The sequence below is a fragment of the Bacillus sp. 05T22 genome, from assembly GCF_056396765.1.
This window is the reverse complement of record NZ_JBFTMC010000001.1, coordinates 107,364-126,140: the sequence shown is the minus strand read 5'-3', so window position 1 is coordinate 126,140 and position 18,777 is coordinate 107,364. Positions and strand designations below refer to the sequence as shown.

Annotated in this window: 21 protein-coding genes; 16 read left to right on the top strand and 5 right to left on the bottom strand. The window is 34.0% G+C overall.

The features are described from left to right. Window positions 1-427 precede the first annotated feature (427 nt). On the top strand, window positions 428-943 hold the full coding sequence (locus AC1DIT_RS00660; protein ID WP_033671488.1) for a hypothetical protein: 516 nt from the start codon (window positions 428-430) through the stop codon (window positions 941-943). A gap of 29 nt (window positions 944-972) precedes the next feature. Here the strand turns inward: AC1DIT_RS00660 and AC1DIT_RS00655 are convergent, their stop codons facing one another. Then, window positions 973-1,206: a phage holin gene (locus AC1DIT_RS00655; RefSeq protein WP_016116099.1), complete on the bottom strand. Its 234-nt coding sequence runs from the start codon at window positions 1,204-1,206 to the stop codon at window positions 973-975. A 791-nt stretch (window positions 1,207-1,997) separates the two neighbouring features. On the opposite strand from AC1DIT_RS00655, the gene AC1DIT_RS00650 reads away from it, so the two are divergent. After that, window positions 1,998-2,816, top strand: coding sequence for a peptidoglycan-N-acetylglucosamine deacetylase (locus tag AC1DIT_RS00650; protein ID WP_016116098.1), 819 nt, complete (start codon window positions 1,998-2,000; stop codon window positions 2,814-2,816). A gap of 55 nt (window positions 2,817-2,871) precedes the next feature. Further along, window positions 2,872-3,492 carry a YkyA family protein gene (locus AC1DIT_RS00645; protein WP_044880878.1) on the top strand — a complete coding sequence of 207 codons (621 nt, stop codon included), beginning with the start codon at window positions 2,872-2,874 and terminating at the stop codon, window positions 3,490-3,492. 30 nt (window positions 3,493-3,522) lie between these two features. On the opposite strand, the gene AC1DIT_RS00640 is transcribed toward AC1DIT_RS00645, so the two are convergent. Further along, window positions 3,523-3,981 (bottom strand): YkyB family protein, encoded by a 459-nt coding sequence (locus AC1DIT_RS00640; protein WP_016116096.1) that lies wholly within the window; start codon window positions 3,979-3,981, stop codon window positions 3,523-3,525. A 179-nt stretch (window positions 3,982-4,160) separates the two neighbouring features. On the opposite strand from AC1DIT_RS00640, the gene AC1DIT_RS00635 reads away from it, so the two are divergent. Continuing rightward, the gene (locus AC1DIT_RS00635; protein ID WP_016116095.1) at window positions 4,161-5,699 is read left to right on the top strand and encodes a Ppx/GppA family phosphatase; all 1,539 of its coding nucleotides are present in this window, start codon (window positions 4,161-4,163) and stop codon (window positions 5,697-5,699) included. 114 nt (window positions 5,700-5,813) lie between these two features. Continuing rightward, window positions 5,814-7,922, top strand: a complete 2,109-nt coding sequence (locus AC1DIT_RS00630) for an RNA degradosome polyphosphate kinase (RefSeq protein ID WP_016116094.1) — start codon at window positions 5,814-5,816, stop codon at window positions 7,920-7,922. A 380-nt stretch (window positions 7,923-8,302) separates the two neighbouring features. Here AC1DIT_RS00630 and AC1DIT_RS00625 read toward each other — a convergent pair whose 3' ends face one another. Both AC1DIT_RS00625 and AC1DIT_RS00620 read right to left on the bottom strand, forming a co-directional pair. Beyond that, window positions 8,303-8,524, bottom strand: a complete 222-nt coding sequence (locus tag AC1DIT_RS00625) for a hypothetical protein (RefSeq protein ID WP_003208297.1) — start codon at window positions 8,522-8,524, stop codon at window positions 8,303-8,305. Between the two features lie 99 nt (window positions 8,525-8,623). Then, complete coding sequence (locus AC1DIT_RS00620) at window positions 8,624-9,481, bottom strand: metallophosphoesterase (protein ID WP_033671486.1); 858 nt, start codon at window positions 9,479-9,481, stop codon at window positions 8,624-8,626. A gap of 454 nt (window positions 9,482-9,935) precedes the next feature. On the opposite strand from AC1DIT_RS00620, the gene fadH reads away from it, so the two are divergent. The 3 genes from fadH to AC1DIT_RS00605 all read left to right on the top strand — a co-directional run bounded on the left by fadH (window position 9,936) and on the right by AC1DIT_RS00605 (window position 12,861). Next, window positions 9,936-10,700, top strand: coding sequence for a 2,4-dienoyl-CoA reductase (fadH, locus tag AC1DIT_RS00615; RefSeq protein ID WP_016116092.1), 765 nt, complete (start codon window positions 9,936-9,938; stop codon window positions 10,698-10,700). 260 nt (window positions 10,701-10,960) lie between these two features. Beyond that, window positions 10,961-12,178: an EAL domain-containing protein gene (locus AC1DIT_RS00610; protein WP_016116091.1), complete on the top strand. Its 1,218-nt coding sequence runs from the start codon at window positions 10,961-10,963 to the stop codon at window positions 12,176-12,178. A gap of 182 nt (window positions 12,179-12,360) precedes the next feature. Further along, on the top strand, window positions 12,361-12,861 hold the full coding sequence (locus AC1DIT_RS00605) for a DUF3993 domain-containing protein (protein ID WP_016116090.1): 501 nt from the start codon (window positions 12,361-12,363) through the stop codon (window positions 12,859-12,861). A gap of 12 nt (window positions 12,862-12,873) precedes the next feature. On the opposite strand, the gene AC1DIT_RS00600 is transcribed toward AC1DIT_RS00605, so the two are convergent. Further along, window positions 12,874-13,116 carry a glutaredoxin family protein gene (locus AC1DIT_RS00600; RefSeq protein WP_016116089.1) on the bottom strand — a complete coding sequence of 81 codons (243 nt, stop codon included), beginning with the start codon at window positions 13,114-13,116 and terminating at the stop codon, window positions 12,874-12,876. A gap of 234 nt (window positions 13,117-13,350) precedes the next feature. Between AC1DIT_RS00600 and AC1DIT_RS00595 the strand changes: the two genes are divergently transcribed. The 8 genes from AC1DIT_RS00595 (at window position 13,351) to AC1DIT_RS00560 (ending at window position 18,670) form a co-directional block, all read left to right on the top strand. Further along, on the top strand, window positions 13,351-13,587 hold the full coding sequence (locus AC1DIT_RS00595; RefSeq protein ID WP_000055151.1) for a YkuJ family protein: 237 nt from the start codon (window positions 13,351-13,353) through the stop codon (window positions 13,585-13,587). Between the two features lie 214 nt (window positions 13,588-13,801). Then, the gene (locus AC1DIT_RS00590) at window positions 13,802-13,951 is read left to right on the top strand and encodes a hypothetical protein (protein ID WP_077293847.1); all 150 of its coding nucleotides are present in this window, start codon (window positions 13,802-13,804) and stop codon (window positions 13,949-13,951) included. Between the two features lie 75 nt (window positions 13,952-14,026). After that, window positions 14,027-14,545, top strand: coding sequence for a ribonuclease H-like YkuK family protein (locus tag AC1DIT_RS00585; protein WP_476997999.1), 519 nt, complete (start codon window positions 14,027-14,029; stop codon window positions 14,543-14,545). A gap of 80 nt (window positions 14,546-14,625) precedes the next feature. After that, on the top strand, window positions 14,626-14,817 hold the full coding sequence (gene abbA, locus AC1DIT_RS00580) for an antirepressor AbbA (protein WP_016116087.1): 192 nt from the start codon (window positions 14,626-14,628) through the stop codon (window positions 14,815-14,817). Window positions 14,818-15,066: 249 nt separating this feature from the next. Beyond that, window positions 15,067-15,510 carry a cyclic-di-AMP-binding protein CbpB gene (cbpB, locus tag AC1DIT_RS00575; RefSeq protein ID WP_003199926.1) on the top strand — a complete coding sequence of 148 codons (444 nt, stop codon included), beginning with the start codon at window positions 15,067-15,069 and terminating at the stop codon, window positions 15,508-15,510. Window positions 15,511-15,754: 244 nt separating this feature from the next. Beyond that, window positions 15,755-16,591, top strand: a complete 837-nt coding sequence (locus AC1DIT_RS00570; RefSeq protein WP_229161854.1) for a LysR family transcriptional regulator — start codon at window positions 15,755-15,757, stop codon at window positions 16,589-16,591. Window positions 16,592-16,662: 71 nt separating this feature from the next. Further along, the gene (gene dapD / locus AC1DIT_RS00565; protein WP_016131899.1) at window positions 16,663-17,385 is read left to right on the top strand and encodes a 2,3,4,5-tetrahydropyridine-2,6-dicarboxylate N-acetyltransferase; all 723 of its coding nucleotides are present in this window, start codon (window positions 16,663-16,665) and stop codon (window positions 17,383-17,385) included. Between the two features lie 154 nt (window positions 17,386-17,539). Further along, the gene (locus AC1DIT_RS00560; protein WP_016116084.1) at window positions 17,540-18,670 is read left to right on the top strand and encodes an N-acetyldiaminopimelate deacetylase; all 1,131 of its coding nucleotides are present in this window, start codon (window positions 17,540-17,542) and stop codon (window positions 18,668-18,670) included. Window positions 18,671-18,777: the final 107 nt, after the last annotated feature.

Sequence of the window (18,777 nt, the reverse complement as noted above, 5' to 3'; positions counted from 1 at the left end):
CCTTTTATATAAGATCAACTGTTCTGTAGGAAAATCTTATTGGTAGTTCGTACTTTAGCATGTCTTTATGTATGACTATGATTTCACTATTTCTTTTATAAGAGAAGATAGTGCCATAAAGAAAAGCATAAATCATATTATAGTCAAATTTGACTAAAAGGCAAATTTTTTACTTTCTAGTTTTTAATATTGAAGAAACAAAAGGAAGTTATTGAATGATAGAGTGATAGCTATTTAAAATGGTTTTTTAATCACGTTGTCGAATAAGATAAAGAAGAAAGATAAAAATGTTGAAGACGTATATTTTTATTGGAATAAATAAGGGAATGCTTTAAGGTGAACGAATTGGAGAAGGGTGGTTTATTATTTAGTGAAGCAGAATAAATTTGTACAGATAATACCATCTGGAATGAGGTGAATTGTGATTGTGAAAATGTGGGAAATAAGTCTAGATAAAGAATTGTTTCCGTGGTCTTTACAACCTGTTATGTGGATGGAAGGTGGTTCTAAAGAAGTTACGAGCAAACAGTCTAATCCAAATGTAGCAGTAATATTACAAATTCGCAGTAAAAAAGAAAAGTGTTTTTCACAAGAAGTTGTTTATGATGTACATGAAATTCTTTTTATTCAATTAGAAGTTGAAAACATAGGAAGCGAAGAAATTTCTCGCGTAATCGTTAGTCATATGATTCGTGATCATTTTGCATATATCCCTAATACATTACAAACGAGTAAAGGGACGGGAGAGTTTTTATTCCAACTTGTAAGGTGGAGGATTGATGAATTACTACCAGGTGAAAAAGCTCAATTAATCTGTCAGGTCAAAGCATCACGTATACAAATCCCGTCTCATATTTCGTTACGTGCTACATACACATTTCAGCAGAAGGGCCGATTATATGGACCACTTCAAACAAAAGAAGCAATATTGATACAACAATAAAAAGGAATCCCGGGACGTGGGTTCCTTTTTTAATGCAAATTATGCTTCTTTAGTAATTCTTTTTGTTCTAGGCCTTTTTTTCCTACATAGTTATTTTTATATCCGAAGTATAAAATAAATAAGAAAGAAGCAACATTTATGATAGCATCAATTTGGTCATTTGTAATAAAAGAAAGCCCGAATGATTCAAATAATAGCTTTAATGATAAGAGAAATCCGGCTAAAAAACGAATGACGTCTGGAATATTTTCTCTTTGTAACATCTTTTTCTCCTTTCGGTAATGGATATATATTATATAAATACAAATTGAAAGACCGACATAAAACCCTTTTTAGGTGGGAGAGAGCATCTGGTCATGCAGACCCTTTTCCTGCCCCATACCAAGTTAAAACAAAGAGAGAAAACAAGTAGCGGTCACTTTTCGTTCTCCATAGCATCGATTTATATGTTGGAAAATCAAAATAGATATATACTATATATATGAAATAGAAAAGAAAATGAATACAAGTTTAAGAGAGAAAATGTACGGAAAATACGTACATTTTTGTTTTGTAAAAAAATATTATTGATATAGAAGCATACAGTATGATTAGTAATGCAAGATGTATAGATGCTCAATCCTTTTTGCTTTACTTATAATTTATATTATATAAAAGGTATTCAATTATTATTTTAGACGGTAACTTATCCGGGAGAGCGAAAATCATTAGAAGAGCTATGAAATAAAGTGAGAACTCAATCGTATAACATAGAGATTTAATAAATAGAGAATTATAAAAGTTTTTTCGTAACAATTCCATCTCTTTTGTTACAAAAAAATGATATATTGTAACAAAAGTCTTTAAAAATAGATTTAAACATCATATAATTGTAATGGATGTGTCAATACATTTTGCACAATGTTTTTTTATTTAAAAGTGTAGGGGAAACAATCTCTACACTTTTCCTTTTGAGGGAACAAAAAGAATATTTGTAAATTGTTGCAAGTGAACCTTTACACTGTGTAAAATGAACAAGAAAAGATTGATAGAAAGAGAGAAAGGGAATGGTAGAATGATAGACGTGAGGAGCCGACGATCGCCTTTGATCAGGTGGCTAGTTATAATTGCTATTGCAACTAGTGCTATCGCGGCGGGGTTTTTCATATTTCAATCCTTTACATCACCTGCAAGAGCTGTAGCCACTCAGGTAAACCCAATCCAGCTTGCTAGTGAACAGGTAAAAGTTGAGTTGGATAAAAAAGCACCGGTGAAATTTAATGGGGAAGTACGCAAAGTTGCATACTTAACTTTTGATGATGGGCCGAGTGAATTTCAAAAAGAAATTTTAGATATCTTAAAGAAAAATGAAATAAAAGGAACATTTTTCATGATTGGTGGAAACATCCCTTCTCATACAGAGAGTGTGAAACGTTTAGTAAAGGAAGGACATTATCCAGGTGTTCATAGCATGACACATGATTATGCCAAACTGTATAAACAAGGACAGTTTGTAGAAGAGATGAAACAAGCGCAGAAAATTGTGAAAGATGTTACAGGGATGGAACCTAAGCTTGTTCGTTGCCCGTACGGAAGTATGCCAGGGCTTAATCAAGCATTGCGGGACCAAATGGCAACAGTAAATATGAAAGAATGGGACTGGACTATTGATTCTTTAGATTGGAAATTACCAGGGAATCCAAATGGTGTAGTACAAAATGTCATTTCAGGGGCTAAACAAGAACGTGAAGTCATTTTAATGCATGAAAAAAAACAAACTGTACAAGCATTGCAAACAATTATTGATGATCTTCGTAAAAAAGGGTATGAGTTTGAAGTGTATGAAGAAGCTGCTCATTTTCCATTGAATTTTTGGCATGATGATCGTATATAAGTAGGAGGAAAAGAAGTTGAAGTATAATAAAATAGCAATTGTAGCGGCTTTATCTATGACATTATTAGCTGGTTGTTTCGGACCAAAACCAGAAGAGGAATTATATGTAGCATTTGAAAATGCTGCGAAGCAAGAAAAGCCAATGTTTGAAGACGCGAAAAAATTAGAGGCATTAGAAAAAGAAGGCCAAACATTATACGGTCAAATCGTGCAAGAAGGAAAAGATAATAATCAAGCTGTGAAAGAAAAATTAGATCAAGCAATGAAAAATACAGCAGAACGTAGAAAAGTAATTGATAAAGAAAAAGAAGCATTAAACAAAGCACAAGAAGAAGTGAAGTCGGTTGATAAATATGTGAAAAAAATCGAGAATGGTAAGCTAAAAGAACAAGCAGACAAAGTAAAGAATACTTACGAAAAACGATATGAGTCTTTTAAGAAGATGTATGACAACTATAGTAAATCATTAAAGTTAGAAAAAGAATTATTCACAATGCTTCAAGATAAAGGAGCAAAATTAAAAGATATTAGTGAGAAAGTAAAAACGGTGAACCAATCTTATAAAGATATTGATGCTGAAAAAGATAAGTTCAACGAATATACAAAATCATATAATACAGAAAAAGTAGCATTTTATAAACAAGCGAACATTAAAATAAAAGAAGAGAAGAAATAAAGCAGGTTGGCCATTATGGCCAAGCCTGCTTTATTTCTTTGTATACGTACGCCGATACCAAGGAATTGGTTCGCTTAATTTTTTTTCCTGTTTTAGCGCTTCCGGCCCAATATAATCTTGAAGCGCTTTTTTTGCTACTGCTAAAGAAAGAGTTGTTTTGGGGTTTCTATAGGAAGATTCAAGGCTACCGAGATGTGGGAGAGTACTGAAATCATCTTTTGTAGGAGGGATATGGAAAAAATAGTCACCTAACCGAACGAGAACATCTGATTGTTGCTGACTAAAACGTGGATTCCTAGAGAAATGTAATCCTTCTTTTATTGCTTTCTTTTCACTAATTAAACGTTCTAAAGCAATCTTTTTCAACCAATATAAATATTTAGGATTTGTAGCAGCTTTGGCATGCCGGTTCACAATGAAAATAGATTGAGCCAATTGATCAATAGAATATTGTTTGTGTGATTGAGACTGTGGTTGTGAAGGTTTCATAGTGGGACCCCTTTCTAGTTTTTCAATATTATAGCATAAATAAAAGTAGTTTTTATTATATACAAAAAATGATTGTATACATTTTCAATATTAAAGCAATATTGTTACAAAAAACAACTATTTTGTATAATAGTGATAGGAATGATTTCTAGAAATTTGATAATGAAAGAGTGAGAAGTGTGAAAGATATATTGAAACAGCAATATGCCATTATTGATATTGGTTCAAATACAATGCGATTGGTGATTTATGAAAAACAAAATGGAGGCTTTTATAAGGAAGTTGAAAATACAAAGGTTGTTGCACGATTAAGAAATTATCTAATAGATGGTGTGTTAATACAAGAAGGGATGGATATACTGCTGCAAACATTACTTCAATTTCAAGAAAGTACAAGGTATCACGGATTACATAATGTGCTTTGTGTTGCGACAGCAACAATTAGACAAGCAAAGAATCAAGAAGAAATAAAAAAACTTGTAGAAGGAAAAACTGATTTTGTGCTTAGGGTGTTATCTGAATATGAAGAAGCACGCTATGGTTACTTAGCTGTGATGAATTCAACTTCTTTTACAGAAGGAGTTACTGTCGACATAGGTGGGGGAAGTACAGAGGTTACATATTTTCGGGACCGAGAAATTGTAGAATATTATAGCTTTCCTTTTGGAGCGCTTTCTTTAAAACAACAATTTATTCATCGTGAGACACCAACCACAGAAGAATTAGAAGAATTAAGAAGATATCTATGGTATCAATTTCAAACGTTACCTTGGTTAAAGGAAAAAAGACTACCTCTTATTGCTATAGGTGGGAGTGCTCGAAATATGGTGAAAATTCATCAAAATGCAATTTCTTATCCGATAGCAGGTTTGCATTTATATAAAATGAAGGAAGCAGATATAAGGGATGTGAGAGAGGAACTAGAAAGTCTTTCTTTTACAGAATTACAGAAGTTAGATGGGTTAGCAAAAGATCGAGCTGATACAATTATTCCAGCGATAGAAGTATTTTATATGCTAACAAATATTATACAAGCCCCGTCATTTGTATTAAGCAGAAAAGGGTTACGAGAAGGTGTTTTCTATGAGGAACTTACAAAAAAATTAGGTATTTCTTATTATCCAAATGTAGTAGAGGAAAGTTTACACTTATTGTCCTATGAATATGAAATGGATATGAAATTTGTCGTTCAACTTATTAAGCAAGGAACGTTAATTTGTACACAACTTGAAGAGTCTGAAATTATTTATTTTTCAGAAAAAGATTGGGGTATATTTTATCAAGCTGCCAAAGTATTTAATATCGGGAAATACATAGATACAGAAGCAAGCCGTCTGCATACATTCTATTTATTGGCGAATAAAACAATCGACGGCATGATGCATAAAGAACGTATTAGACTTGCACTCATCGCATCTTATAAATCGAAAATGCTATTTAAACAGTACTTAGCACCATTTGAAGGTTGGTTTGATAAGAGTGAACAGAAAAAAATTCGATTGTTAGGGGCAGTTTTACAATTTTCAGCTGCTTTAAATGTGAGACAAAGGGCGCTTATTGAAAAGATTAACGTGGAAAAAAATAAAGAGAAGCTTGTATTCCGCATTGTTTGTAAACAATCAGCTTTAGCAGAAAAGGTACAAGCAGAAAAGCAGAAAAAGCAGTTAGAAAAAGCATTGAAGATGAATATTGATTTAATATTTGAAGAGGAATATTAAGTTGTACGGATGTCTTTACAAAAGTTTTACACTTTAATAAATTGGAATTTGATACAATAAATGTAACTAAATTATATTGAAAAAGTTTCAAGGGAAGTGTGAGGGGAAATGGAATTGGAATTGATGAAGGAAAGCCCTGTAAATTTGAATGATACTGCTTACTATAATAACCGTGAATTAAGCTGGCTTGCTTTTAATGAACGTGTGTTACAAGAGGCACAAGATGAAAGTAATCCACTTTTAGAAAGATTAAAGTTTATTAGTATTTTTAGTTCAAATTTGGATGAATTTTTTATGGTACGTGTTGCTGGATTAAAAGATCAAGTAAAAGCGGGCTTCAATCAACCAGAAAATAAGGCTGGATTAACACCAAAACAGCAGCTAAATAAAATTGCTACGAAAGCTCATGAATTGATGACAGTTCAGTATAATACATTTAAAAATACTGTGCTGCCAGCGCTTGAAATGGAAGGTATTGAGCCGTTAATATTTCAAGATTTAACGAAAGAGCAACGTGAGTTTATTGAAGAATATTTTGACGAACAAATTTTCCCAGTCTTAACGCCTGTAGCGATAGATGCATATCGTCCGTTTCCGATGCTTTTAAATAAAAGTTTAAACTTAGCTACTATTCTCTATGATGAGAAACAGGTAGAGGAAGAGAACAGAACAAAGCTTGGTATTGTCCAAGTGCCTTCATTACTCGAGCGTTTTATTTTTTTGCCAAGTGAAGATCAAAAGCATAAATTTATTTTATTAGAAGACGTAATTAGTAGTTTTACTCATAAATTATTTACAGGATATAAAGTATCCTCGGTCACTCGTTTTCGTATTACGCGTAATGCGGATTTGACAATACATGAAGAGGGTGCACGTGATTTATTGAAAGTAATTGAAAAAGAGTTAAAAAAACGTAAGTGGGGGGCGGCTGTTCGTTTAGAAATTGGAAAAGAGCATGTAGATGAAAGAGTTTTAGCTTTATTATATGAAGTGTTAGAGGTAAAGGATGAAGATGTATATATGATGGAGGGACCATTAGACTTAACATGTTTATTTTCCTTATATAAAAAATTAGCACCTTTATATGAACATCTTGTTTATCCAGCTCTTATTCCGCAACCGCCTGAAGATTTAGACGATGAAGAAGATGTATTTGAGAAAGCAATTGAGCACGATATTTTATTGCATCATCCATTTGAATCTTTTCAGCCAGTTGTTGATTTTGTGCGTGATGCGGCAGATGACCCGAATGTGCTGGCTATAAAACAAACGTTATATCGTGTAAGTGGAGATTCTCCGATTATTCAGGCATTAAAGACCGCAGCGGAGAAGGGGAAACAAGTAACAGTGCTTGTTGAATTAAAGGCTCGTTTTGATGAAGAAAATAATGTCCATTGGGCAAAGGAACTTGAACAAGCGGGTTGCCACGTTATTTATGGTGTAAGTCATTTGAAAACACATAGTAAAATTACACTTGTTGTACGGAGAAAACACGGAAAAATTGAAAGATTTGTACATTTAGGGACAGGAAACTATAATGATGCGACTGCAAAGCTATATACAGATTTTGGCTATATTACATCCCGAAAAGATTTTGGAGTAGATGCAACAAATTTCTTTAATTATTTGAGCGGTTATACAACGAAACCTCATTTTCATCATTTGTCAGTGGCTCCTTTTGATATACGTCAGCAATTTATGGAGCTAATAGATGAAGAGATTCGCTATCATAAGCAATATAGTAATGGACACATTATTGCTAAGATGAATTCATTAACAGATAAACCGTTGATTCAAAAGTTGTATGAGGCATCGCAGGCTGGAGTGAAGGTGGAACTTATCGTGAGAGGAACATGTTGCTTACGCCCTGGTATTCAAAATGTAAGTGAAAATATTAGGGTGATTAGTCTTGTTGGGCGCTACTTAGAACACAGCCGTATTTATTATTTCCATCATAATGGAGATGAAAAAATTTATTTATCTTCCGCTGATTGGATGACAAGGAATATGGAAAAGCGAGTAGAAATATCTTTTCCAATTCTAGGTCTTGAAATGAAAGCAAGAATAAACGCAATATTACAGCTTATTTTAGCAGATAATGTAAAAACGCGTGAACAAAACAAAAATGGTGAATACTATTATGTAATCAATAATAGTTCGCAAGAGATTGATAGCCAAGTGAAATTATTTAAGATGGCTTATCAAAATACTGATGTAGAGTAATGTTTTGTATATATGAAATAGTTAATAATAACTTATGAGTAAGTACCTAGTACTAAGATTATAAGGATATTATATATGAATACAAATTGAAAAAAACGACATAACTCCTTTTTTTAGGTGGGAGAGAGCATCCAGCTATGCATAGGAGCGGTCAATCCCACTTCCTGCCCCGTGCAACGGTAAAACAAAGAGAGAAAACGAATGCAGATCACTTTTTGTTCTGTATAGCAGTGGATTACATATTGAAAAATCAAAATAGATTCATATAGAAAAAATGATTGATGATAAAAAAGATGATCAAATAAAATTTCAATTAATAGAAATGAATGAAAAAAGCCTCTTATATAAATAAGGAGCTTTTTTCATAGTTTTTGTTTATATCAATAATAATACGGCTGGCATGGCCCTCCGTAACAAGGAAACGGTGTTGGCGGATATGGAGGATAGTAAGATGGTCTAGGACCGAATGCTAATGCTCCGCCAAGTAAACCGCCAGCAAGTCCTGCTAAGAATGGAACACCGAAGAAGGGTAAGAAGCGTGAGTCACTTACTGGGCCAATGGGTCCTGAACGAACTAGATAGGGCTGAGGATATGGGTACATGTACAAACCTCCTTTATTGGACTCATTGTTATCATATGGTGAAAAAGTATGGATGAGCGAGTACAAGAAAGGATATATGAGAAAATAGGCAATTATAGGTTACAGGTGCTGAAGGGTGAATACTGTAATTTCAGGCCTGGACAAAAAACGAAATGGAACACGTGTCCTTCCAAGACCGCGATTTACATAAAGGAGTAATTCTTGAATATGATAAAATCCCTCAATGTAATGTTTTGCTAGTGCTGGGGTAATGATCGCTCCTAAAAAGGGAAGTTGTACTTGTCCACCATGACTATGTCCAGAAAGTTGGAGGTTTACTGGGAAGTTTGCAATTTTAGGTGCTATATCAGGTTCATGTACGAGCACAATTGTATATAGCTCTTTTTGCACATGGTGTAATGTTTCCTCGATTTCTGGTTTGCCAAGAAGCATGTCATCGATTCCGAAAATAGAAATTTCACTATTATCGAATAAACGAATACGTTTTTCGGTATTTTGTAATACTTCAAAACCTGCATCACTCATAATTTGACTATAGTATTCGGTTCCATACCCACCATGATCATGGTTTCCATAGATTGCAAATTTACCAAAGGGTGCACGAATATTTCGCAAAATTGAAGAAACAAAAGGAGTTTCGCTATATGTTTGGTAGTCATCGATTAAATCACCAGTAAAAAGGACAATATCAGGCGCAGCACTATTTATTTTTGAAACGATTGTTGAAAGGTGTTGGAGAGAAAAATAGTACCCTAAATGTAAATCACTAAATTGGACGATTTTCATACCGTGAAAGTTTTTGGGAATAAGTGGAGAACGAAGGGTGTGATGTGTGAAAGAAAGAAAGTTCGGCTCTATATATTTTGCATAGTAATAGCCGAGACCAGCTGTAATACAAGTATAGAGACAAGTGCGTATTCCTGTTTTTATAAAGTTTCTTCTCGTTATTTGTTTCATAGGAATATGAGCGAACCTATAGTATACAAAAGGAAGTTTATAAGATATACAGGCATTATAGGTCACTTGGCTCTCCTTTCCGTTTATTTCTTGTTCTAGAATTATATTTTGAGATATCGAAAAGTAGTATATATAAATACAAATTGAAAAACCGACAAAAAACCTAATCTTTAGGTGGGAGAGAGCATCCGGCCATGCATAGAAGCAGTCAGATTTTTTTCCTGCCCCATGCTAAGTGAAAACAAAGAGAGAAAACAAGTGCGGATCACTTTTTGTTCTGCATAGCAGTGGATTATATGTCGAAAAATCAAAATGGATTTATAGAGATTATAAGAAATATGGCAATGAAAGTGATTTACTTATCTAAAGATATCAGAAAAATTTAAAAATATAAAGATTTCTATGAAATAAAGTGGTAAAATGAATATGTATTCATTTTTGGGGAGGGGAAACTTTGAAAGAAAAAGTAGCGATTATAACAGGTGGTTCAAGCGGAATGGGAAAAGGGATGGCAGCTCGTTTTGCAAAGGAAGGAGCACGCGTTGTTATTACAGGGCGTACACAAGAAAAGCTGGAAGAAGCGAAAAAAGAGATTGAGCAATTTTCAGGACAAGTATTGACAGTACAAATGGATGTTCGAAGTATAGAAGATATAAAAAATATGATTGAATATGTTGATGAAAAATTTGGACGCATTGATATTTTAGTAAATAATGCAGCAGGTAATTTTATTTGTCCTGCAGAAGATTTATCGATTAATGGTTGGAATGCGGTTATTAATATTGTGCTTAACGGAACTTTTTATTGTAGTCAAGCAGTAGGGAAGTATTGGATTGAGAAGGGCATAAAAGGAAATATCATTAATATGGTAGCAACGTATGCATGGGATGCAGGACCGGGTGTCATTCATTCTGCTGCGGCGAAAGCAGGTGTGTTGGCAATGACAAAAACGCTCGCTGTTGAGTGGGGGCGTAAATATGGTATTCGCGTCAATGCAATTGCTCCTGGACCAATTGAACGAACAGGTGGTGCGGATAAATTATGGATTTCAGAAGAGGCAGCCAATCGTACACTGCAAAGCGTCCCGCTTGGTCGGCTTGGTACGCCAGAAGAAATTGCGGGTTTAGCTTTTTATTTATGCTCTGATGAGGCAGCATACATAAATGGAACGTGTATGACAATGGATGGTGGACAGCATTTGCATCAGTATCCATTTTAAAGGGATTATATAAAGTGAAACGTGGTACTGCCCATGAATGCGAGGTAAAATGTGACGGATTTGTGACATATGAAAGAAAAGTGTTTACAATAGGTTTTTTATAAGGTATATTTAAGACCTCTTTTTTCTTCATAGTAGAATTGCTAATTCCCCTTAGCATTTTACCCCTCTAATCCCTTCAGGAAAACTGAAGGGATTTTTTATTATTTTTCTATACATACGGTGTTATAATTTTTGAAAAGTAAAGGGAGGGAAACATTTTGGTAGATGCATTAGATGTGATGAGTAATTTAGATAAAGTCCTTCCTTATTATCAAGCTATTTTTAGTGCTGATGAGCATACAGTAATTGGATATGAGGTAGTAGGACGTATCCAAACGGAAGAAGGGATACAAAGTCTTTCTTCTTTTTTTCATGATGATTCCATTCCAGGTGAATTTCAACTAGAGGTGGATAATGTCATAGTAGAAAAAGCATTAGAACGTTACTTGGAAACAGATCAAAAATTTTTATTGTTTATACATCGGGGTGCGAACATATTAATGAATGATGAAGATGAAAGTTTACTTCATTTGCTATTAATGTATGAAAAAAAAGGATTGAATTTAGGGAATATCGTTTTAGAAATAACAGAGCATGATTGTAAGGAAGATATAGAACAATTTAATCACTTACTTATGTATTACCGTACATATGGCATTCAAATTTCAATTAATAAAGTAGGGACAGGTACGAGTAATCTAGAACGAATTAGTGTGCTGGCACCTGATATTTTAAAGGTGGACTTAACGAATTTAAGACAAACTGCACTTTTACAATCTTATCAAGATATTTTATATTCTTTGTCTTTATTAGCGAGAAGAATTGGTGCGACATTATTATATGAAGAAATTGATGCTTTTTACCAACTGCAATACGCTTGGAAAAATGGTGGAAGATATTATCAAGGGAATTATTTAAAAAAATGTTTACCTGATTTTATTGAAGCGGATATTTTAAAAGAACGTCTGGGTAATGAATGTCATCAATTTATTCAACATGAAAAGAAAAAACTACAAAAAATTTATCAATTAACGGAAACATTGCGTGATCAAGTTGGGAATGTTTTATCTAAGCAGAAAAAGAATGAAGACGTTAATAATTGGTTATTGCATTTTAGTCAACATGTATCGCATTATAGTTTTCGAATCTTTATTTGTAATGAAGACGGCTTTCAGCAATCAGGAAACATTATGAAAAAAGATGGTGAATGGATTGTTATGCCAGAGTATTATATGAAAAATTGGAGCTGGCGTCCGTATTTTTTAGAAAATATAATGAAAATGAGATTTGAAAATAAAGCAAGACTCTCTGATTTATATGCAGATATAGAAACAGGAGAGATGGTACGAACGTTTTCCTTTCCAATTGATGATGAACATTTTTTATTTATTGATTTGTCCTATGAATTTTTATACGAAGAAGATGTTTTATTTTAATGCACGAAGCAATTCGTGCATTTTTTTGTTTGTTTTTAGCATAAATTGGTAATAGTGAAAAAGATGGCAAAAATGCTGTCTATCATTGYAAAGATTTTACGAACGAAACCATCCCTTTCTTTACATAATCATTGTTACAATGAATACTACAAAGACAAGCTCTGTTAAAGGAAGGTGAAAAAATGAGGAAATATGGAATTTGGTTTGTTCTATTTTTATGTGTTGCCTTTCTAGTTGGGTATAGTGTTACAACGGTTCTTGGTAAAGAAGAAATAAAAGTGGATCGAAAAGAAGTGTTTACAACCATTCAAAAGGGATATGAGGTACAATTTTCAATTCGTGGGAAGCATTTATCAATGGGGAAGATGTATGATGTACTATCACCTTATTTTACAAATAACTTTCTTCAAGTCTTTACAGATGAAAATAGTAACGGTGACAAACAAAGCGGTGAACATTTACTTCCTACAAAAGAAGCTCCTTTTTCTTTTACTTCTCAAACAAAGTTAGCATTTGACGAAGAACATGGGCTTTTATACGTATATGAATGGGTGAAAAATGAACAATATCAAATTATTACGTTGCAAAAGGAAGAAGGAAAATGGAAATTAGCTGGTTATCATGAGAGTCAGGAGCTTTTAATAGAAATGAAAAAATTACAAGAGTTGAAAGAAAAGGAATAGGTGAATCATTGCCTATTCCTTTTCTAGATTTAGTAACTGTTGTAATTTTTCAATTTGAAAACCAGAGACAACTTCCCCATCAATGACAACGGTTGGAGTTGAGTATGAGTTATAGTCATATAAAAGACGGTTGCGAGCAGCGCTATCCTTTTTGACATCAAATTCCTTGTATGTTATATTGTTGTGTTTTAAGAATTCTTTTACAATGGTACATGGTGGGCAATCTGGTTGTGTATAAACCTCTATTTTTTTCATTATAAATCCTCCTCTTTTTCTGCTTTTTATTATATTCCGCAGCTACAAAAACCGCAATAAAGGAAGAAAAAAGATTTCCTTTTTGCTTTTTACTTCTTTTTTCGACAAATTTTAGTTGAGTTTCTCGTCAAGAAGCTTTATCCTAGAGTGTGGAACATTTTTTCTGTTATGACGGATAGAATGAGTATAGCTGTAAAACCTATTGATAGGAAGATTAGAGAAAGGGGAGATTTCATGTCTCTACTCCAAGGAATTTTAACTCGACTTGTTAGTCTACAAGAACAAGCTGAAAGCGGTGAAGTAGCACAACGCTATTTTGAAGTGAACGGTGAACGCAAATGTAGCGTGAAATTTTTCGATAAAAGTGAAATGTATGAGTTAGAAGTGTATCAGCAAGGCGAAAAGCCACAAGTGTATCAATTCGATAATATTGATATGGTTGCAATTGAGATCTACGATATTATTTCTTGATACATACAAAAAAGGTACCGCGAGAAGCGGTACCTTTTTTGGTGATTTTAATAATAACTTCATTCTTCATTAATGGGTAGTAAGAGGATAAGGAATTAAAGAAGATATGTGGAGATAACGATCTGTAAAAGCTTAATGGAAGTTTCACTTTATATGTATAAGATTTTTTGGTTCTTCCTACACTGGTATTAAAAGTTTGAAGGGAATGTGGAGTGTGGAACGATTACCAATTGTTGTTTGTCCAAAATGTCATATGTCATTTGAAATTGATCGTGTGCTAACAGCTCAGTCTAATCAGAATGTAATTTATACTTGTCCAGCATGTAAGTATTCCATCCGAAATATAGAAACAAGTAAAGGATAATAAAGTCATATTTTCCTCTTTTGTCCCATACAATGAGAATGCAAAAAGTCTGTCTAATCGAAGGGACGTGACTATGTGGACGGTGAGCATCCATTTTATAATGTATCAGAGAGGAATATGAATTTTGAAACGGTGTTCTCACGCATCTGTAATTTTATTAAAAGAGATCCACGCAATTTATATCGACTGTCTATTGGAACTGATTCACAAGCACATCAAAAATATACTCGTTTTATTACGGCAGTGCACATTCATCGTGTTGGGAAAGGAGCATGGGGATGTTTAAAACATAAAGCAGTACATAAAAGACCACCTACCTTACGTGAGAAAATATATTTAGAAACACAGTTTAGTCAAGAARTCGCCTGTTTGTTTACACCGGAACATATAAGGCGGGTATGGGAGATTTTACATCCATACGCTCAWGAWGGAGCWGGATTYRTAATGGAAATTCAYTTGGATATMGGRAATGATGGWTTAACAAAAGAATTTATTTYRGATATGACRATGAAGGTGAAGGCGATGGGGCTGACTGCAAAAATTAAACCTGATGCTTATGCAGCTTTTAGTTATGCAAATCGATATACAAAGTAAAAAACTGAATTTTTATCTATTAAACTAAGCAGATATTTTATATAATAAATAATAAGAAAAAAGCATAAGGAGAGGAGTATATGCAGACGAAAGTTACTTTAACAAACGAAGAAAAAAGCTTGCTGTTAGATATTTTATTTCGTCAAAACTACGCTACTGAAATTCTAGCTGTTGAGCTTACAGATATTGAAATTGGTTTAAAAAAAGCGGATATTTCCCAATATAGAAGAATTACAAGGTTGTTTAATCGATTAAAAAATGAAGGATACTAAGAGCTACCATAAAGGTAGTCTTTTTTTTGTGTTCTATGGTAAAATGAACTGTGTATCATTATTTTTTGTTGTAATAAATAAGGACAAAATAATAATATGAAAACGCTATCATAAGATATGAGTAGAAATGGGAAATAAAGTGAAACTTTTAGCCGTGGATATGATTAACTTCGAACAGTAAGGTTCTTATGAATAGTCTATTGGAGATCATGTTAGCAGGAAAAAGGGAGAAAAAGTGGGGGATATAAAATGATTAGTATTCCGAAAGATGAGTTTCAACAAGTTCTTGTAAAGGATTTAATGATTTCATCAGAAAAAGTTGCACATGTTCAAATTGGAAATAGCTTAGAACATGCTTTACTTGTTCTTGTAAAGTCTGGATATTCTGCAATTCCTGTTTTAGATCCCATGTATAAATTGCATGGATTAATAAGTACTGCGATGATTTTGGATGGTATTTTAGGGTTAGAACGCATTGAATTTGAAAAGCTTGAGGATATGAAAGTGGAGAATGTAATGAAAAAGGACATTCCGAATCTTGGACTTGAAGATTCATTTGCTAAAGCGTTAGAAATGACAATTGATCATCCATTTATTTGTGCTGTAAACAATGACGGGTACTTTGAAGGAATTTTAACAAGGCGTGCTATTTTAAAATTGTTGAACAAAAAAGTAAGACAGTATAATCGATAAAGAAGGGTAAGCGACTTCGAATAAAAAAGAAGTCGCTTTTTTATCATGCGTCTCTTTTCCATTGTGTATAGGGAACAGCGTCAACAAGTATAAAAGGTTAAGTGAAATGCCAATTTATCCAAGCTTCTTAAAAATAAAAATTAAATATCGCATGTTAGAGAATAGTGCAACATATATATTGAGGTTAGATGGTTACATGTAAGATAAGGAAAGAGGGAGAAAGTTGCAAATTGATGATTTTCAAATGATGGTTGTTTTAGCACAGGAATCCAATATGAGAAAAGCTGCGGAGCGCTTATTCGTTTCACAACCTGCACTCAGTCAACGATTACAATCAATGGAAAAACAGTGGGGAATGAAATTTTTTATCCGTTCTCAAAAAGGCCTGACAATTACACCAGAAGGGGAAAAAGTGGCCAATTATGCGAAAGATATGTTGCAAAGGGAAGAGGCAATTAAAAGTGAATTAGCAATCTATCGTACGGAAACATATGGGACATTAAAGATAGCTGTGGCATCTGTGATTGGACAATATTGGTTACCACCTGTTTTAAAGCGGTTTGTACAAAAATATCCATTTGTTAAAATTTCCCTTTTCACAGGATGGAGTAGTGAAGTACAGAAGCAATTTTATGAAGGGGATGTTCATGTAGCTATACTACGAGGGAAACAAGAATATAAAGGGTATAAACAGCAATTATTTGAGGATGAGCTGTATTTAGTTGACACAGAAATTAAAGATATTTCTATGTTGAAAGATACAAACAGACCGTTTATACAATTTAAAAGCGATTCCACATACTATGGACAAATACAAAATTGGTGGTATAGTTTATTTTCTAATCCTCCTAAACGAACGATTGTAGTTGATCAAATTGAAACATGTAAGCAGCTCGTTTTAAATGGAATTGGTTATGCACTGTTGCCTTCTACTGTGTTAAAAGAAGTAAGAGAAAAGACATATAAAACGCCTGTTAAATTGACTCGAGAAACGTGGTTATTGACAAGCGATTCTGCAAGGCAACTTAAGCAAGTGCAAGCATTTTTAGATATTATAGAAGAAATTCAAATGGGAAAATAAGATTATTGTCTTGCTAGTAGCTCTTTCGTTTGGTAGAGTAACATTATAAATGGATTTAGGAGGCAACAAGCATGAAAATGATGGATGCAAACGAAATTATTTCGTTTATTCAAAAAAGCGAGAAGAAAACTCCTGTAAAGGTATACATAAAAGGGGATTTAAAAGAAGTAACATTCCCTGAAACAGTACAAGCATTTGTAAATAAAAAAGCTGGTGTTTTATTTGGAGAGTGGTCTGAGATTAAGACAATTCTTGAAGACAATAAAAAGCACGTTGTAGATTACGTTGTTGAAAACGACCGTCGTAATTCTGCTATTCCAATGCTTGATTTAAAAGGTATTAAAGCTCGTATTGAACCAGGTGCAATTATTCGTGACCATGTTGAGATCGGTGATAATGCAGTTATTATGATGAATGCAACGATTAATATCGGTGCAGTAATCGGTGAAGGTTCAATGATTGATATGAATGCAGTGCTTGGCGGACGTGCTACAGTAGGTAAAAACTGTCACGTTGGTGCTGGGGCAGTACTTGCAGGTGTAATTGAACCACCTTCTGCAAAACCAGTTATCGTTGAAGATGACGTTGTAATTGGTGCAAATGTAGTTGTCCTAGAAGGTGTTACAGTTGGTAAAGGCGCGGTTGTTGCAGCAGGTGCAGTTGTAACGGAAGATGTACCCCCATATACAGTGGTTGCAGGAACACCAGCTCGTGTTATTAAAGAAATTGATGAGAAGACAAAAGCAAAAACAGAAATTAAACAAGAACTTCGTCAATTAAACCCAGAAAAATAAAGAACAAAAGCGTAAGGGCAAATAAGCTCTTACGCTTTTTATAAAGTGAAACTTTTACGGGCAGTTGATCACCCACCTAACTTCTTTGCTTTTGCTGAATTTTGAGTTGGAGGTCTTACTGCCCGCGAATAGCGAGATAAATGGTGGTGGAGACATGACAGTCAGTAAATTTGTACAAATTCGTAGGGATTTACATAAGATTCCGGAGTTAGGATTTAAGGAATGGAAAACACAACAATATATTTTAGATTATATTTATACTCTTCCTAAGGAATATATTGAAGTTAAAACATGGAAAACGGGCGTAATCGTTAAAGTGAATGGCAGAAATCCAAAGAAAACGATTGGTTATCGTGCAGATATTGATGGTTTACCGATTTCAGAGGAAACTGGGTATGAATTCGCTTCTATTCATGAAGGAATGATGCATGCATGTGGTCATGATGTGCATGCTACAATCGGATTAGGACTCTTAACAGCGGTTGTAAATGACAGGATAGATGATAACCTTGTAGTTATTTTTCAACCAGCGGAGGAAGGACCAGGTGGCGCTTTACCTATGTTAGGAAGCGAAGAACTACAAGCGTGGAAGCCTGATATCATTCTGGGTCTTCATATCGCACCAGAGTATCCAGTGGGGACAATCGCAACAAAAGAAGGATTACTATTTGCAAATACATCGGAACTATATATTGATTTAAAAGGAAAAGGTGGACATGCAGCATATCCACATACTGCGAATGATATGATCGTTGCGGCAAGTCATCTTGTTACACAGCTTCAATCGGTTGTTAGTCGTAATGTGAATCCACTTGATAGTGCGGTTATTACAATTGGTAAAATTACAGGTGGTACAGTCCAAAACATTATTGCAGAAAAGTCTCGCCTAGAAGGGACAATTCGAACACTATCAGTTGAATCGATGAGACGAGTGAAGAGCAGAATAGAAGCGATTGTCACAGGTATCGAAGCAGCATTTCAATGTGAAGCTGTTATTGATTATGGAGCAATGTATCATCAAGTATATAATCGTGAAGAGTTAACGCAAGAGTTTATGATGTTTGCATCTGAGCAAACGAATATGAATGTTGTTACATGTACAGAGGCGATGACAGGAGAAGATTTCGGGTATATGCTTCGTGATATCCCGGGATTTATGTTTTGGCTTGGGGTAGACTCAGAATATGGTTTACATCATGCAAAGCTACAACCGAAAGAAGAGGTAATCGAACAAACCATTTCGTTTTTAAATCAATATGTAAAATGGAAAGGGAACAGGGGTTAAAGCCTGTTCTTTTTATGTGGAAAATTATAATTTATGATGCATTTTTTTTGTAATTCTAACACAATACTTTATAATGGTAGGTGGAGGAACAAGTTGTTAGTAAGTTG